This window comes from Quadrisphaera sp. KR29, from assembly GCF_052644995.1.
The window spans coordinates 15,213-30,698 of record NZ_JBQXXG010000028.1 but is presented as its reverse complement, the minus strand read 5'-3'; the positions used below and the strand labels follow the sequence as shown (position 1 = coordinate 30,698).

The window sequence follows — 15,486 nt, the reverse complement described above, 5'->3', positions numbered from 1 at the left end:
CCCCCCCCCCCCCCCCCCCCCCCCCCCCCCCACGACCACGGACGGGGTGGGGGTGGCGGGTCAGCCGTCCAGGGAGTCCTGGGAGAGCCAGCCGTGCGGGGCCGCGATCTCCCGGGCCGCGTCGGGTCCCCAGGAGCCGGGCGCGTACGGCTGCACCGGCGGGCGGTTCTCCAGCAGCGGGGCGGCCACGCGCCACGCCTCGCGCAGCCCCGTGGCCGTGGTGAACAGCGCCCGGTCACCGGCGAGCACGTCGCGCAGCAGCGAGGCGTAGGCCGGCAGCGGCTCGGCGCGCGGCAGGTCCTCCAGGTCCAGCAGGAGCGACCCGGCCACGAGGTCGCCGGGGGCGCCGGGGCGCTGCGCGGTGACGGTGGCGGCCACGGTGCCGTTGCCGGCCAGGGAGAACGCGATGGTCTCCGGGCGCGGCGGGCGCTCCCCGAAGCCGCGGGTCTGCGGGCGGCGCAGCACCAGGGTGACGTGCTGGTGGCTCTCCTTGAGCTGCTTGCCGGTGCGCAGCAGGAAGGGCACGCCCTCCCACCTGTCGTTGTCCACCCACACCCGCGCGGCGACGAAGGTGTCGGTCTGGGAGTCGTCCTCGACCCCCTCGATGTCGCGGTAGCCCTCGACCTGCCCGAGCACGGCCTCGGAGGGGTCCATGGGGCGGAAGTCCTTGAGCACCGCCTCGCGGGCCTCCAGCAGCGCCTCCGGCGAGCCGTCCGCCGGGGGCTCCAGGGCCACCTCGGCGGCCACCTGCAGCTGGTGGGTGACGAGCATGTCCAGCGTGGCGCCGGTCTCGTCGTAGAAGCCGGCGCGGTTGCTCACCCCCAGGGTCTCGGGGATGTCGATCTGCACCGCTGCCACGTGGTAGCGGTTCCAGACCTGCTCCAGCAGGCGGTTGTTGAAGCGCAGCACGTGCAGCTGCTGGGTGGCCTCCTTGCCCAGGAAGTGGTCGATCCTGAAGACCCGCTCCTCGGGGAAGATCGACAGCACCAGCTCGTCGAGGCGCTCGAAGCTGTCGGAGTCGGTGCCGAAGGGCTTCTCGTAGACCACGCGCGCGCCCTCGGCCAGGCCGTGCGCGTCCAGGGCCCTCGTGTACGCCTCGAACGTCGAGGGCGGCAGGGCGATGTAGTGGACCAGCTGGACGTCGTCGCCACCGCCGAGGTCGTCCTTCGCCTCGGCGACGACGTCGGCCAGCTCGCCCGGGTCGTCCTCGGAGAAGCCGCCGCCGGCGAAGCGCAGCGAGGAGGAGAACCCGCGCCACTGCCGGCCGCTCAGGCCGGTCTTCGCCTCGTCGAGCACCTTCTTGACGTGCTCGCGGAACTCGTCGTGGCTCTGGTGGCCGCGGCCGTTGCCGATGAGGCGCCAGTTGTCCGGCAGCAGACCGTGCTTGGCCAGCGCGCCGAAGGCGGGCAGCACCATCCGCGCCGCGAGGTCGCCGGTGGCGCCGAACAGGACGAAGACGGTGGGGGTGGAGACCGCGGTGGGCGTCGCCGCCCCCTGGTCAGCGGCGGAGGTCTCGGACGAGGCGTCGGTCACGAGCAGCCACCGTATGCGGCTCGGCCGCGCTGCGCCCGCTCCCGCCCCCGGGTCGGGGCGGGAGCGGGGCGGCAGCCGGCGCGCCGCGGCCGGGGCTCAGGAGCACTCGGTCTTGTAGACGTACCGCTGGACCTCCTCGGAGGCCTGGTTCTCCGGGGTGGCGAAGACGAACGGCGCGGTCTGCTCGCGCGGCACGTCCTTCCCCTGGCTGGCGTCCACGGCGCTCTGCACGCCCATCTCGCCCTCGCCGTAGGGGTACTGGACCACCACGCCGTCGACGGTGCCGTCCTCCAGGGCCTGCAGGATCGGCTCGGAGGTGTCGTAGCCCACCACCCGCACGACACCGGTCTTGCCGGCCTCGCGGACGCCGGTGATGGCGCCCTCGGTGTTGTTGGTCGACATCGTGTAGACGCCGACGAGGTCGGCGTTGGAGGTCGCGGCGGCGGAGGCGATCTGCGCCGCGGTGGCGGTGGAGTTCTCCGAGTACTGCGTCTCGAGGTAGGTCATGCCCGGGTACTCGGCCAGCTTGTCCTTGAAGCCCTTCTCGCGGGCCTCGCCGATGGGGTTGCCGGGGCTCTGGTTGATGCCGAGCACCGCGCCCTTCCCGCCCACCAGCTGGGCGAGGTTCTCGGCGGCCAGGGCACCGCCCTCCTCGTTGTCCGACTGGATGTTGGTCAGGGCGATGCCCTTGTCCTCCAGGTCGCCGTCGATGGTGATGACGTCGATCCCGGCGGCCTTGGCCTCGGCCAGCGGCAGCTTCATGGCGGTGGAGTCGGTGACCGAGATCATCAGCGCGTCGGGGGCGTCGGCCACCACGGCGTTGACGATGGCCGTCTGCCGGGCGACGTCGAACTCGGGACTGCCCTGCACCTGGAAGTCGACCCCGAGCTCGGCGGCCTTGGCCGCACCGCCGCAGCCGACGGTGTTGTAGAAGGGGTTGCCGGTGAGCCCGGGCACGTAGACCACCGAGAGGCGGTCGTCGTCGCCGGAGCCCCCGCCGGACCCGGAGCCGCCGCAGGCGCTCAGGGCGAGGACGGCGGTGGCGGCCAGCGCCGCGGCGCGCAGCGGGCGGCGCGCCGCGAGGGGGGTGGTCTTCACGGGGGTGTCTCCGGTCTGCCGAGGGGTGGGGCTGGGTCGGGGGCCGCGCGTCACGCGGCGTTGCGGCGGCGCCGCTTGAGCTGGTCGACGTACACCGCGACCACGAGCACGACGCCGACGGCCACCTGCTGCCAGAAGGCCTGCACGTTGAGCACGACGAAGCCGTTGTTGAGCACGCCGGGGATGAACATGCCGATGACGGTGCCCAGGACCGTGCCCACCCCGCCGAACAGGCTGGTGCCGCCGAGCACGACGCCGGTGATGACCTGCAGGCCGTCGGTGGTGTGGCCGCTGATGGTGGTGGTGGCGAAGCGGGTGAGGGACATCAGCCCCGCCAGCCCCGCCAGGGCGCCGTTGAGGACGTACAGCGACGCGGTGTGCCGGTCCACGGCGATGCCCGCGCGCCGGGCGGACTCGGCGTTGGAGCCGATGAGCTGGGTGTGCCGCCCGTAGCGGGTGGTGGCCAGCACCAGGCCGCCGACGACGGCGACCAGCGCGGCCACCCACACCAGCCAGCTCAGGGTGAGGGGGCGCTGCACCGCCACCGAGATCAGGGCGTCGGGCACGGTGCGCACGTCGGTGCCGTTCGAGAGCAGCTGCGCCGCCCCGAGGGCCGCGCCGGTGGAGCCCAGCGTGGTGATCAGGGCGGGGACGCCTAGCCTGGTGATGACCAGGCCGTTGACGAGCCCCCACGCCGTGCCGGCGGCCAGCCCGACCGCCACCCCGACGAGCACGGTGCCGGCCCCCTGCCCGCCGAGGGCCTCCATGGTCTTGGCGGCGGCGACGCCGGAGAACACGAGCACCGAGCCCTGGGAGAGGTCGAAGCCGCCGGCCACGAGCACGTAGGTGGTGCCGACGGCCATCACCAGCAGCACGGCGACGTCGGTGAGCACGTTGCGGCCGTTGGCGGCCGTGGGGAAGGTCTCGGGGGCCAGCAGGGAGAACACGCCGACCAGCACCAGCAGCACGACGAACATGTACGCCGGGGAGGAGGACAGCGCCCTGCGCCAGGCGGGCAGCGAGGCCGAGGTCGGGGCGGGCGGCTGCGGCGGGGTCTGGGCGGGCGGCGGCGGCGCGCCGGCGTCGGTGGCGCTCACCGCGCGCCCCCCTCGGCGCGCGCGTCGGCGACGGGGGTGTCCAGCGCCCCGGTCATGGCGCCGACCAGGTCGGCCACGGTGGTGCCCCGGGCGGGTAGCGAGGCCACCCTCCGGCCCAGGCGCAGCACCTGCACGGTGTCGGCCACCTCCAGCACCTCCGTCATGTTGTGGGAGATCAGCACGACGCCGACCCCGGAGTCCGCCACGCGCCGCACCAGCTCGAGCACCTTGCCGGTCTGCCGCACGCCCAGGGCCGCGGTGGGCTCGTCGAGGAAGACGAGGTCCTTGGCCCACATCACCGCGCGGCAGATGGCCACGGACTGGCGCTGGCCTCCGGAGAGGGCGGCGACGACCGCGTCGAGGTCCTTGACGTCGGTGCCCATGGAGGTGAAGGCCTCCTGGGCGCGGGCGCGCATCGTCTTCTTGTCCAGCACGCCCAGGCGGCCCAGCAGGCCGGGCCGGAGCAGCTCGCGCCCGGCGAAGACGTTCTCGGCGGGGCCGAGCTCAGGCGCCAGCGCGAGGTCCTGGTAGACGGTCTCCACGCCCAGGGAGCGCGCGTGCTCCGGGGAGGTCAGCCGCACCGGCCGGTCCCGCAGCCGCAGCTCGCCGGCGTCCGGCGCGAGGGCGCCCGAGAGGATCTTGACCAGGGTGCTCTTGCCGGCCCCGTTGTCCCCGATGAGGGCGGTGACCCGACCGGCCTCCGCCTCGAAGTCGACCCCGTGCAGCACCTGCACGTGGCCGTAGGCCTTGCGCACCCCGCGCGCCTCCAGCAGCGCCACACGCGCCTCCTCCGCCGGTCGGCGCGGTCGGCCGGCGCGGCTGCACGACCGTGGCAGCGACGGCGCCGGCCGGCACCTCGGAACGGCCCGGGGGGCGCGTTCTGTGACCTAGTCGTCACCTGGCGCGAGGCGCGGTGGGCCGCCGGCCTCGCGCGCCGGAGGCGCTCAGGCCGGGGCGGCCTCGCGGCGCGGCACGCCCGCCGTCCCGGCGGCCAGCAGCGCGGTGACGGACGCCAGCAGCACCAGCAGCGGCACCGTCCACCCGCCGGAGGCGTCGTGGGCGGCGCCCACCACCACCGGGCCCAGGGCCCCCGCCAGGTAGCCCCCTCCCTGCACCAGGGCCGAGGCGGCGCGGACGTCGGCGGGGCCGCCGGGCCGGCCGGCGCGCACCTCCCGGCCGCGGGAGACGGCGGCGACGAGGATGACGGTGATCCCGCCGCCCTGGGCGGCCCCCGCGAGCGCGGCCCAGGCCCACCACAGCCCCGGCGCGAGCAGCAGGCCCAGCGGCAGGGTCGCCCACCCCGCGCAGACCAGCCAGAGCGCGATGCGCGGGCGCCCGGTGGCGCGCAGCACCGCCGGCACCCCGAAGGCCCCGGCCACCGCGGCCACCTGGAAGACCGCCGCACCGACCCCGGCGGCCTCGGGGGCGGCGCCGAGCCTGTCGGCCAGCAGCTCCGGCAGCCAGGCGGTGGTGCCGTAGTAGCTGAAGGACTGCCCCGCGAAGGCGGTGACGAGCAGCCACGTGGTCGCGCGCCGGTGCACCGGCACGGGGTGGGGCTCCGGCCGCTCCCGAGGGGTGCGGGCGGCGGCCCGCGGCGAGCCGCTGCTCGCGCGCGGCCGGCGGTGGACCGCCGCGACCACGAGGAGGGCCGCCACGGCCAGCACCCCCCACGCCGCCGTCGCGCCCCGCCAGCCCAGCGGCGCGGCGAGCACGGGGGTCACGGCGGTGGTCAGGGTGCTGCCCACGTTGAAGGCCGCGGCGTACAGGGCGGTGACCAGGCCCACGGAGGCGGGGAAGTCCTCGGAGATGAGCACCGGCATCGCGATGTTGCCGACGGTGATGGCCAGCCCGAGCACCGCGGTGCCCGCCAGCGCGGCGGGGTAGCCGCCCGCGGAGCGCACGAGCGTGCCGACCAGCACGCCCACCAGGCACGCGAGGACGGCCGCGCGCAGACCCCAGCGGGCCACCACCCAGGAGGCCAGCGGCGTCGCGGCGCCGAAGCACAGCACCGGCAGGGTGGTGAGCAGGCCCACCGCCCCGGCGCTGACGGCGAGGTCCGCGCGCAGGTCGCCGGTGACGGGCGGCCGGGCCGCCAGCGGACCGCGGACGTTGAGGGCGACCAGGACGACGACGGCCAGGGCCAGCACGGGCAGCCCCGAGGCCGCCCCCCTGCCGGTGCGCCGGGCGGGCGGCCCGGACGTGGGCGCGGACGGGAGCGCGCCGCCCGGGCCGGGCGCGCGCAGGGGCTGTGGCACCCCCTGACGCTAGGCGGGCGCGCGGCCCGGCACCCGGCGGCCCGCCCTGGCTACCCTGGTCGGTCGTGTCCGCCGCACCCGCCGCTCCGGCCCAGCCGTCCACGCACTACGTCATCGCCCTCAGCTGCCCCGACGGCCCCGGCATCGTCCACGCGGTGACGGGCGTGCTGGCCCACCTGGGCGGCAACATCACCGACAGCCAGCAGTTCGGCGACCCGGACACCGGCAGGTTCCACATGCGCGTCCAGGTCAGCGCCGACCTCGACGAGGCGGCGCTGCGGGGGGCCTTCGCCCCGGTGGCCCAGCGCTTCGGCATGGACTGGACCCTGGACGTGGCGGGGCGCCCGCTGCGCACGCTGGTGATGGTCTCCCGGGCGGGGCACTGCCTGAACGACCTGCTCTTCCGCACCCGCGCCGGGCAGCTGCCCGTCGACGTCGTCGCCGTGGCCGGCAACCACCGCGACCTGGAGCCGCTGGCGGGCTTCTACGGCGTGCCGTTCCACCACCTGCCGGTGGACAGGTCGCTGCCGGCCGGCGCCCCGGGCTCGCTGGAGGCCGCCGAGGCGGCGCTGCTCGGGCTGGTGGAGGAGCTCGGGGTGGAGCTGGTGGTGCTGGCCCGGTACATGCAGATCCTGTCCCCGGGGCTGTGCCGGGCGCTGAGCGGGCGGGCCATCAACATCCACCACTCCTTCCTGCCCAGCTTCAAGGGCGCGCGGCCCTACGCGCAGGCCCACGAGCGCGGCGTGAAGATCATCGGTGCGACGGCGCACTACGTCACGCCCGACCTCGACGAGGGACCGATCATCGAGCAGGACGTGCACCGCGTCGACCACGGCATGGCGGTCGCGCAGCTGCAGGCCATCGGCCAGGACGTGGAGGCCCAGGTGCTGGCGCGCGCGGTGCGCTGGCACGCCGAGCACCGGGTGCTGCTGGACGGCCACCGCACGGTCGTCTTCCGCTGAGGCCGGCGCCGCCCGCGGAGCGGTCGCGCGGGGACGGGCCAGCGCCGAGGATCGCCGGGTGAGCATTTCGCGCCGCCCGGAGGAGAAGTACACCGACCCCGCGCTGCGCGAGCGGCTCAAGGAGGAGGTGACCGCCGGTGACCGCGGCGGCCGCCCGGGCCAGTGGAGCGCGCGCAAGGCCCAGCTGCTGGCCCACGAGTACGAGGCCCACGGCGGCGGGTACACCGGCGGCAAGGACGCCGACCAGCAGCACCTGTCGCAGTGGACCGACGAGGACTGGCAGACCTCCGACGGCTCCTCGCGCGCCCGCAGCGGCTCCGAGCGGGGCGACGGCGGGGCGTCGGGGCGCTACCTGCCCGCGCGGGCGTGGGAGGAGATGACGCCGCAGCAGCGGCGCGAGGCCGACCGCACTAAGGCCGAGGGCTCGCGCGCCGGCCAGCAGCACGTCGCCAACCCCTCCGCCGCGCGCGCGGCGGGCCGGGCGGCGCGCGACCACGCGCAGGAGCCCTTCGAGGGCTACGACGACCTCACGGCCGCCCAGGTGGCCGACCGGCTCGGCGACCTCGACGACGCCGCGCTGGAGCAGCTGGTCCAGCACGAGCGCGCGGGCCGGACCCGCAAGACCGTCCTGGAGCCGGCCGAGCGCGAGCAGCACCGGCGCGGCCGGCGCCGGGCCGAGCAGGGCTGACCGGCCCCCGGCGGGCCTGAGCGGCCCCCGGCGGGGCCCGGCGGGCGGCGCGGCGCCGCCCGCGGGCACCATGGCGCCCGTGGCCACCACCGTGACGTCCCTGCTCGAGCTCACGCTGTCCGCTGAGGCGGCCGCCGACCCCGCGGCGGCGCACGCGGTGGTCTCCCAGGTCCTGGAGGCCACCCGCGCCTTCGAGGGGTGCCTGGGCTGCGAGGTCCTCGTCGACGTCGACGACCCCGCGCACCTCGTCGTGCACGAGCGGTGGGCCTCCCTGGCCCACGACGACGCCTACCGCGCCTGGCGGCGCACCCCCGAGGGCGCCTCGCGCCTGGGCGAGGTGCTGGCGGGCCCGCCGCGGCTGAGCCGGTTCACCACCGCCGAGGGCGTCTGAGGCCTGCCGGGGCCGCCGGGCCTCAGACCACGACGTCGAGGCCCAGCGCCCCGCTGGCGGCGCCGCGGCCGGCGCCGGCCACCTCCGCCAGGTGCTGCAGGCCCTCGGCGCGCGCCGGGCATCCCGCCGGTGAGCCCGCTGGCGGGGTGGCCCGGTCCCGCGGGCCGGCGGTCAGCTCCACGGTGTCCGTGACCGGCCGCGGCGGCACCGCGGGGGCCTGCGGCGGCGCCGGGCGGCCGGCGGGCGCGGTCCGCTCGGCCGCCTCGGCGGCGCGCGCCGCGGCGTGGCTGGTGGGGGGCGGACCTCCGGCGACGAGCACGGCGACCTCCGGGCACGAGCGCGCGGACCCGGTGCCCGCGCTCTGCGGACGAGCGTCCTCCTCACCCAGGGTCGCTGTCCGTCCACGCTGAGTGGCTTCACCCGGCCGCTGAGGTCCGACCACAGCCGCGTAGCCTCTTCGGGTGAGCACGCGCGCCGGGGCCCCGGCGCGCGGTGCGGCCGTGTACGGCGCGGTGCTGCGCCGGCCCGGGGCCCTGCTCACCTTCGCCGCCTCCGTCCTGGCGCGGCTGCCCATCGCCATGGCCCCGCTGGGGATGGTGCTCCTGGTCGAGCGCACCTCGGGCTCCTACGCCACCGCCGGGGCCGTGACGGCCGCCTTCGCCGTCGGCACCGCGGCCGGGGCGCCGGTGTGGGGCCGGGCGATGGACGTGCGCGCCCAGGCCCGCGTGCTGGCCCCGGCCGTCACCGCCAGCGCCGCGCTGCTGGCCGTGCTGGCGCTGGCCGCCACGGGCGGCGCGCACGCGGTGTGGCTGTGCGCGGCGGCCCTGGGTGCGGGCCTGACCTTCCCGCCGTTCAGCGCCGCGATGCGCGCCTCGTGGCGGGTGCTGCTGCACGACCCGGCCCACCGGCGCGCCGGGTACGCGCTCGACGCCGCCGCGGTGGAGGCCCTCTTCGTGCTGGGCCCGCTGCTGCTCTCGGCGCTGCTGGTGACGCTGCCCACCACGGGCCCGCTGCTGGTCACCGCCGCGGTGCTGCTCGTGGGAGGCCTGGGCTACGCCGCCACGGGCCCTGCCCGGCTGGGCCCGCACGAGCGCGGGGCAGCCACCGGTGGGGCCGCGGCTCCCGCCGGGTCCGCGCCGGCGGCACCGGTCACCGGCGCGCCCGCGGCACCGGTCACCGTCGCGCCTGCGCCACGTCCCCCGGCGGCGCGCACCGCCCTGCTCGGCTCGGCGCCGCTGCTGGCGGTGCTGGCCACCGGCCTGGCGATGGCGCTGGCGTTCGGGGCCACCGACACCTCGCTGGCCGCGACGGCGCGCACGGTGCTCGGCGACGACGCCGCGCTGGGCCTGCTCTTCGCCGCCATCGCCGGGGGCAGCACCCTCGGCGGGCTGACCTACGGCGCGCTCAGCGGTGAGCGCACGGGAGCACGGCTGCTGCCGCTCACGCTGGGCGTCTTCGGCGCCGGCCTGGCCGTGGTGGCGCTGGTGCTGGCCGCACCGGGCAGCCCGCCCACGCCGCTGCTGCTGGGCGTGCTGTTCCTCGTGGGGCTCGTCATCGCACCGAGCCTGATCATCCAGCAGGCGCTGGTCGACGCCCTGTCACCACCGGCGCGCACCACCGAGGCGCAGGCGTGGCTGTCCACCGCCGTCACCACGGGCGCGGCCCTGGGCACGGCGGCCGCGGGCGCGGTCATCGAGGGCGCGGGCGTCGCACCGGCCTTCGGGTCGGCCGCCGCTGCCCTGGGGGCCGCGGTGCTCGTCGCGGTGCTGTCCCAGCGGCCCTGGGCCCGCGCGGCGCAGGCCTCCGGGGCCGGCGGCGCCGCCGAGGTGGCCGAGGTCGCCGGCAGGGCGTGAGATGCCCCGCCACCCGCGCGCGCCCGACCGCGCCGCCCAGGCTCAAGGCCGGTCCCCGTGCTGCCGAGAGCAGGGGTGTCTCCAGCACCGGGACCACCCGACGGAGCGGAGACGACGATGCCCGTGGACCAGAACACCCGCCGCCAGCTCGGCCTGCGGACCCGCCTCGTGGGCGCGGCCGCCGTCAGCACCGCCGCCACGCTCGCCGTCGGCGCCTGCGGGCTGGTGTGGACGCACCAGCTCAGCCAGGGCGCCAGCGACGTCTACGAGCAGGGCGCCGTGCCGCTGAGCACCCTGCGCCAGCTCGAGACGGCGTACTACCGCGCGCGCTCCAGCGAGGCGCGGGCCCTGCTGCCGACCATCTCCGAGGAGCAGCGGGCCGACAGCGCCGCCGGGGCCGAGCAGGACCGCGCGGCGATCGAGGACCTCGTCGCGCGCGCCACCGCGATGCCCCTGGACGGCGCTGCTCGCCGGTCCGTGGAGTCCTTCGCCGTGGCCGAGCTGGCCTACACCGACGCGCTGCAGGCCATCGGCGAGGCCACGCGCCAGGGCGACGCGGGCGCCCTGCAGGAGGCGGTGCCCGCGCTGGTCCAGCACGAGCAGGAGGCCGTGGAGTCGCTGACCGCAGCGGTCGCGGCGCAGCAGGCCCACGCCGCCGCGCTGGCCGGCGAGGCGCGCGACACCGCCGCGCGGGCCCGCTGGCTGACCGCGGCGGTGCTCGCCGTCGCGGCGGTCCTGTCCACGGCGCTGGCGCTGCTCGCGGCCCGCAGCGTCGTGCGGCCCGTGGCGCGCATCCGCGAGGTCCTCGACCAGGCGGCTGCGGGTGACCTGCGCGTCCGGGTGGCCAGCACCCGCACCGACGAGCTGGGGCGGGCCGCTGCGGGCCTGGACAGCACCCTGGACACCCTCGGCGGCCTTCTGACGCTGGTGGGCCGCTCGGCGGAGCACCTGCGCACCACCTCCACCGACCTCACCCGGGCCGCCGCGGAGCTGGCCGGCAGCTCGCGCGCCGCGCTCGCGCAGACCAGCGCGGTGGCGGCGTCGGCCGAGGAGGTCTCCTCGAGCATCAGCACGGTGGCCGAGGGGTCGGGGCAGATGGACGGCGCCATCACCGAGATCGCCCGCAGCGCCGGCGAGGCCGCCGCGGTGGCGGGCCGCGCGGTGGACGTGGCCGCGCGGACGACCCTCACGGTCGGCAAGCTGGGACGCTCCTCCGAGGAGATCGCCGGGGTGGTCAAGCTCATCACCGCCATCGCCGAGCAGACCAACCTGCTGGCGCTGAACGCCACCATCGAGGCGGCCAGGGCCGGGGAGGCGGGCAAGGGCTTCGCCGTCGTCGCGGGTGAGGTCAAGGAGCTGGCCCAGCAGACCGCCCGCGCCACCAGCGACATCTCCGCGCGCGTCGCCACCATCCAGGAGGACACCGCCGGGGCCGTCGAGGCGATCGCCGAGATCAGCACCACCATCGCCCGCATCAACGACCTGCAGGTCACCATCGCGGCGGCCGTGGAGGAGCAGACGGCGACGACCACGGAGATGAACCGCAGCGTCGCCGGGGCCGCCGACGGGTCGCGCGCCATCGCGGGCACCGTCTCCGCGCTGGCGGCGGGCGCGCGGGCCACGGACGCCGGGACCGCGCAGGTGGAGTCCCAGGCGGGCCGCCTGCAGCACATGAGCGCGGAGATGGAGCGCACCCTCGAGGGCTTCCAGGTCTGACCGCTCCGGCCCCGGCCACCCGAGCACCCGCCAGGGCACCTGCCCACCCGCCCCGGCCCGCGGCCGGGGCGGGTCGGCCTCACAGGTCCTTGCGGGCCACCACCACCGCGGCCAGCGCGAAGACCATGGCCACCCACAGCGCCGACCACACGAGGTAGGCCGGCGTCGGGGAGCTGGTGGACAGGAACGGGAACGCCTCGGCGCTGGGCCCCATGGCCACCAGCGCCGAGGGGTCCTGGAAGGCGTGCATCGCCCCCCGCCACAGGCCGTCGGTGGGCAGCACCACGCGTGAGACGGTGCCCACGCGGGCCACTCCCTCGTTGCCCAGCGCGGACCCGACCCCGCCGACGACCCCGGAGATCCACGCCGCGCCGAAGAGGCCCACGGCGACCACCCCGGAGGCCATCGGGGAGACCACCGTGGCCAGCAGCACCGACAGCGTCAGCAGCACCGCGGTCTGGCCGGCGAGCAGCAGCAGCCCGGCCACCGGGTCCGGCGGCCAGTAGCCGACGGTGGCCAGCACCACCAGGCACAGCGCCAGCCCGGCGAGCACCACGTAGACGCCGCCGAAGACGACCAGCCCGAGCCACTTGCCCAGCAGCCAGGCCCAGCGGCGCACGGGGCGGGCCAGCACCGACAGCACCGCGCCCGACTCCGTCTCCCCCGCCAGCGTCGGCCCGGACAGGAACGCCGTGCCGAGCGCGGCGATGAGGGACAGCCCGAACATCACCAGGTTGAGCACCTGGGAGGAGGCGACCACCGCCTCCCCGCTGGTCAGCTCCTGCGCCAGGCGCCAGAAGCCCCACCCCGACAGGCCCAGCAGCAGGGCTGTGAGCCCCACCAGGGCCAGCACCACGCGGCGGCGCGAGGCCTCCCGCAGGGTGAGGGCGGCCACCACGAGCACCACGCGCGCCTGGTGGCTCACCGACGACCTCCCGCGCGCCCGCGCCGCCCCCGCCGGGCGTGCTCGGCCCGGGCGTGCTCCTCCTGGGCGTGCGCCTGCTGCTCGCGCTCCTGCGCGGCCCCCCGCAGGATCCCCAGCAGCCGGTCCTCCAGGCTCACGCGCACCGGCTCGACCGCGTGCACGTCCACCCCCAGGGCCGCCAGGTCGCGCACCAGCGCGGGCACCGCCCGCTCGGCGCCCGCGTCGTCCTGCTCGGCCAGGGACAGGGTGAGCACGTCGGGACCGTCGCCCCCGCGGTGCACCGCCCCGGCGGCGGCCAGCCGCCGCTCGGCCTCGGGGCCCAGCCCGGTCAGCCGCAGCCGCACCTGCCGCTGGCCCAGCAGCTCGGCCAGCGTGCCCGAGGCCGCCACCCGGCCGCGTTCGAGGACCACCACGCGGTCGCAGACCCGCTCGACCTCACCGATGAGGTGGGAGTTCAGCAGCACCGCCACGCCCTGCTCGCGCAGGCCGAGGACGACGTCGCGCACGTCGGCGCGCCCGAGCGGGTCCAGGGCGCTGGTGGGCTCGTCCAGGACGACGAAGCGCGGGCGGGCCACCAGCGCCACCGCCAGGCCCAGGCGCTGCTGCATGCCCTTGGAGAACCCCCCGACGCGGTCCGCGGCGCGAGCGCCCAGACCCACCAGCTCGAGGCGCTCGCGCTGCTCGGCCGCGCTGACGTCGGCGCCGGACAGGCGCACGTGCAGCGCGAGGACCTCCGCGGCGCTCAGCCACGGCTGGTAGCGGAACAGCTCGGGCAGGTAGCCCACCCCCGCGCGGGCGGCCGGGTCGTCCACGGGACGCCCCAGCAGCAGCACCTCCCCGGCGTCGGGGGTCGCCAGGCCCAGCAGCATCTTGATGACCGTGGTCTTGCCGGCCCCGTTGGGGCCCAGCAGCCCGACCACCTCACCGCGCCCGACCTGCAGGGAGACGTCGTGCACGGCCTGGTGGCGGCGGAAGGCCTTGCGCAGGTGGGAGCACCACACCGCCGGGGACGGGGAGGCCCCCGGCGGCGGCGCAGCCGGTGCCGCCGCGGGCACCGGCTGCGCCGAGGGCGCCGGCACCGCCGTCAGCCCAGGCCCCGGGCGACGTCGAGCAGCTCGTCGGTGCTCAGCGTGCCGGCCACCGCCGTCACCACGCCGTCGCGGACCCAGACCACACCGGCCATGGTGCCGTCGTTGGTGCGCACCACGGTGGCCGGCGCGCCGTCGACGTCGGCGGTCGAGGCGGTGGCCCGGTCGGCGGGCACGGGCAGCGGCAGCGTGGAGCCGTCGCCGCTGAACGCCGCCAGCTGGGAGGCGAGGCCGTCCGGCACGCCCGGCACCGAGAGCAGGTAGTCGCGCACCGCGGCGAAGGGCACCCCGCTCGACTCGGCGGTGGGCGCCACCGCCCGGCCGACCACCAGCGCGGGGACCCCCGAGGACGACGACCACGTGGCCGCGACCCCGGGCCCGGCGCTCAGCCTCACCACGGAGCCGTCCAGCCCCGGCGGCACCGGCGGCAGCTGCCCGCCCGCGGCCTGCGCGGAGGCCTCGGCCTTGGCGGCGGAGAAGGTGAAGCTGACCTGCCCGGCGTCGCCGACCTGGTAGGTCGGCTCGCCGGTCACGCCGCGGGGCAGCTCGGCCACCCGCGGCACCTGCAGGCCCGTGGCCTGAGCCGCCGCGGCGGCGTCGGCGACGGTGCGGACCTGCACCGGCTGGCTGGCCACGGCGTCGCCGAAGGCGCTGGGGTCGGGCAGCTGCCCGAGCCCGGCGAGGTCGGCCTGGCTGACGGTGACGGGGGCGACCTGCTCGACCTGGAAGATGCGCAGCCAGTCGGAGGCGGCGGCGGTGCCGGCACCGGCGACGACGACGGCGACGCCGAGCGCCACCACGCCGGGGCGGCGCCAGGCGCTGCGGCGACCGGGCCGGCCGGCCGCGCGGGCCGCGTCGAGGTCGACGACGCCGCCGGACCCGTCCAATTCGCCGGCGGGTGCGGCCGCGGCGCTGCGCAGGCGGCCCCACGCGGCGTCGGCCCGGGCGGGGGCAGCGGCGGCCGCGCCGGCCGGTGCGGCGAGCAGGGCGGACGCCGCCTCGGCGTCACGCCGGACCCCCGCCAGCACCCGCTGGCAGCGGGCGCAGGCGGCCACGTGGTCGCGGTCGGGGTCGCTGACCCCGGCCGGCTCGTCCAGGAGGCGGCGCAGGACGCCGTCGGCGGGGTGCCTCGTGAGTGCCATCAGCGGTCCATCTCCTCGCGCAGTGCGCTCTCGGCGCGCCGGACCGTGGTGCCGACGCTGGTGGGTGACAGGTGCAGGGCGGCCGCGACCTCGCCGTAGCTGAGGCCGCTGTGCCGCAGCACCAGGGCGGTGGCCTGGGTGCGGGGCAGCCGGGCGAGCGCGGCGCGCACGCGGCGCCGCTCCTCCCCGGTGACCACCTCGTCGGCGACGTCGGCGACGACGTCCCCGGTGAGGGCGGCCTGGCCGGTGGCGGCGGCGTCCTCGCGGGCGCTGCGGCGGCGGCCGGAGCGCAGCAGGTTCAGCGCGGTGTGGGTGGCGGCCACGCACAGCCAGCCGCGGGCGCGGTCGGCCGGCACGGCGGCCGGGGAGGAGCGCGCGAAGGACAGGAAGACCTCCTGCGCCACGTCGTCGGCGTGCTGGGGGCCGCCCAGCACCCGTGCCGCCACCCCGGCGACCAGGGGGTACTCGCGCCGGAAGACCGCCTCGAGGTCGTCCCTCATCGCGGGCGCGGCACCGGGCGCGGCACCGGCGCGGGGGGCACCCGCGCTGCGGCGGGCCACGGCGCGCGGGCCGGCGGCCCTGCCCACCGCACCGGTCTCGACAAGCTCCACACCCCCTCAGCACCGCCGGCGCCCAGGATGTGACACCGGCGGCCCGCCCACCGCCCGGAGACGCCGCGAGGCCCACCGGGCGGCGCTGGTGCGCCGGCCGGTGGGCCTGGGGGGTGCGTCTGCGCCG

At 77.5% G+C, this 15,486-nt stretch carries 15 protein-coding genes; 5 read left to right on the top strand and 10 right to left on the bottom strand.

The features are described from left to right. Positions 1 to 60: 60 nt before the first annotated feature. The 5 genes from ACUN9U_RS17600 to ACUN9U_RS17580 form a co-directional block, all read right to left on the bottom strand. Positions 61 to 1,533 (bottom strand): glucose-6-phosphate dehydrogenase, encoded by a 1,473-nt coding sequence (locus ACUN9U_RS17600; RefSeq protein WP_445486299.1) that lies wholly within the window; start codon positions 1,531 to 1,533, stop codon positions 61 to 63. Between the two features lie 96 nt (positions 1,534 to 1,629). Further along, complete coding sequence (locus tag ACUN9U_RS17595; protein WP_445486298.1) at positions 1,630 to 2,631, bottom strand: ABC transporter substrate-binding protein; 1,002 nt, start codon at positions 2,629 to 2,631, stop codon at positions 1,630 to 1,632. A gap of 50 nt (positions 2,632 to 2,681) precedes the next feature. Continuing rightward, complete coding sequence (locus ACUN9U_RS17590; RefSeq protein ID WP_445486297.1) at positions 2,682 to 3,728, bottom strand: ABC transporter permease; 1,047 nt, start codon at positions 3,726 to 3,728, stop codon at positions 2,682 to 2,684. Beyond that, positions 3,725 to 4,507: an ATP-binding cassette domain-containing protein gene (locus ACUN9U_RS17585; protein WP_445486296.1), complete on the bottom strand. Its 783-nt coding sequence runs from the start codon at positions 4,505 to 4,507 to the stop codon at positions 3,725 to 3,727. The genes ACUN9U_RS17590 and ACUN9U_RS17585 overlap by 4 nt, the downstream gene beginning before the upstream one ends. Positions 4,508 to 4,672: 165 nt before the next feature. Then, positions 4,673 to 5,983, bottom strand: coding sequence for an MFS transporter (locus tag ACUN9U_RS17580; RefSeq protein WP_445486295.1), 1,311 nt, complete (start codon positions 5,981 to 5,983; stop codon positions 4,673 to 4,675). Between the two features lie 65 nt (positions 5,984 to 6,048). On the opposite strand from ACUN9U_RS17580, the gene purU reads away from it, so the two are divergent. The 3 genes from purU (at position 6,049) to ACUN9U_RS17565 (ending at position 8,024) form a co-directional block, all read left to right on the top strand. Continuing rightward, a complete protein-coding gene (purU, locus tag ACUN9U_RS17575) occupies positions 6,049 to 6,945 on the top strand; it encodes a formyltetrahydrofolate deformylase (RefSeq protein ID WP_445486294.1) in 897 nt (298 codons plus the stop codon). 58 nt (positions 6,946 to 7,003) lie between these two features. Continuing rightward, entirely contained in the window at positions 7,004 to 7,633 is a 630-nt protein-coding gene (locus ACUN9U_RS17570) for a hypothetical protein (protein ID WP_445486293.1), read from the top strand. 79 nt (positions 7,634 to 7,712) lie between these two features. Then, positions 7,713 to 8,024, top strand: coding sequence for a putative quinol monooxygenase (locus tag ACUN9U_RS17565; protein WP_445486292.1), 312 nt, complete (start codon positions 7,713 to 7,715; stop codon positions 8,022 to 8,024). A gap of 22 nt (positions 8,025 to 8,046) precedes the next feature. Here ACUN9U_RS17565 and ACUN9U_RS17560 read toward each other — a convergent pair whose 3' ends face one another. After that, positions 8,047 to 8,343, bottom strand: coding sequence for a hypothetical protein (locus ACUN9U_RS17560; RefSeq protein WP_445486291.1), 297 nt, complete (start codon positions 8,341 to 8,343; stop codon positions 8,047 to 8,049). Between the two features lie 142 nt (positions 8,344 to 8,485). Here ACUN9U_RS17560 and ACUN9U_RS17555 point away from each other — a divergent pair, with 142 nt between their 5' ends. Both ACUN9U_RS17555 and ACUN9U_RS17550 read left to right on the top strand, forming a co-directional pair. Beyond that, complete coding sequence (locus tag ACUN9U_RS17555; RefSeq protein ID WP_445486290.1) at positions 8,486 to 9,877, top strand: MFS transporter; 1,392 nt, start codon at positions 8,486 to 8,488, stop codon at positions 9,875 to 9,877. 123 nt (positions 9,878 to 10,000) lie between these two features. After that, positions 10,001 to 11,593: a methyl-accepting chemotaxis protein gene (locus tag ACUN9U_RS17550; RefSeq protein ID WP_445486289.1), complete on the top strand. Its 1,593-nt coding sequence runs from the start codon at positions 10,001 to 10,003 to the stop codon at positions 11,591 to 11,593. Positions 11,594 to 11,672: 79 nt separating this feature from the next. Here ACUN9U_RS17550 and ACUN9U_RS17545 read toward each other — a convergent pair whose 3' ends face one another. From ACUN9U_RS17545 to ACUN9U_RS17530, 4 genes are read right to left on the bottom strand one after another with little or no spacing between them, the layout of a single operon-like run. Next, a complete protein-coding gene (locus ACUN9U_RS17545) occupies positions 11,673 to 12,518 on the bottom strand; it encodes an ABC transporter permease (RefSeq protein ID WP_445486288.1) in 846 nt (281 codons plus the stop codon). Continuing rightward, entirely contained in the window at positions 12,515 to 13,597 is a 1,083-nt protein-coding gene (locus ACUN9U_RS17540) for an ABC transporter ATP-binding protein (protein ID WP_445486287.1), read from the bottom strand. Before ACUN9U_RS17540 ends, ACUN9U_RS17545 begins: the two co-directional genes overlap by 4 nt. Positions 13,598 to 13,602: 5 nt before the next feature. Further along, entirely contained in the window at positions 13,603 to 14,748 is a 1,146-nt protein-coding gene (locus ACUN9U_RS17535) for a hypothetical protein (protein ID WP_445486286.1), read from the bottom strand. Continuing rightward, the gene (locus tag ACUN9U_RS17530) at positions 14,748 to 15,359 is read right to left on the bottom strand and encodes a sigma-70 family RNA polymerase sigma factor (RefSeq protein ID WP_445486285.1); all 612 of its coding nucleotides are present in this window, start codon (positions 15,357 to 15,359) and stop codon (positions 14,748 to 14,750) included. Before ACUN9U_RS17530 ends, ACUN9U_RS17535 begins: the two co-directional genes overlap by 1 nt. Positions 15,360 to 15,486: the final 127 nt, after the last annotated feature.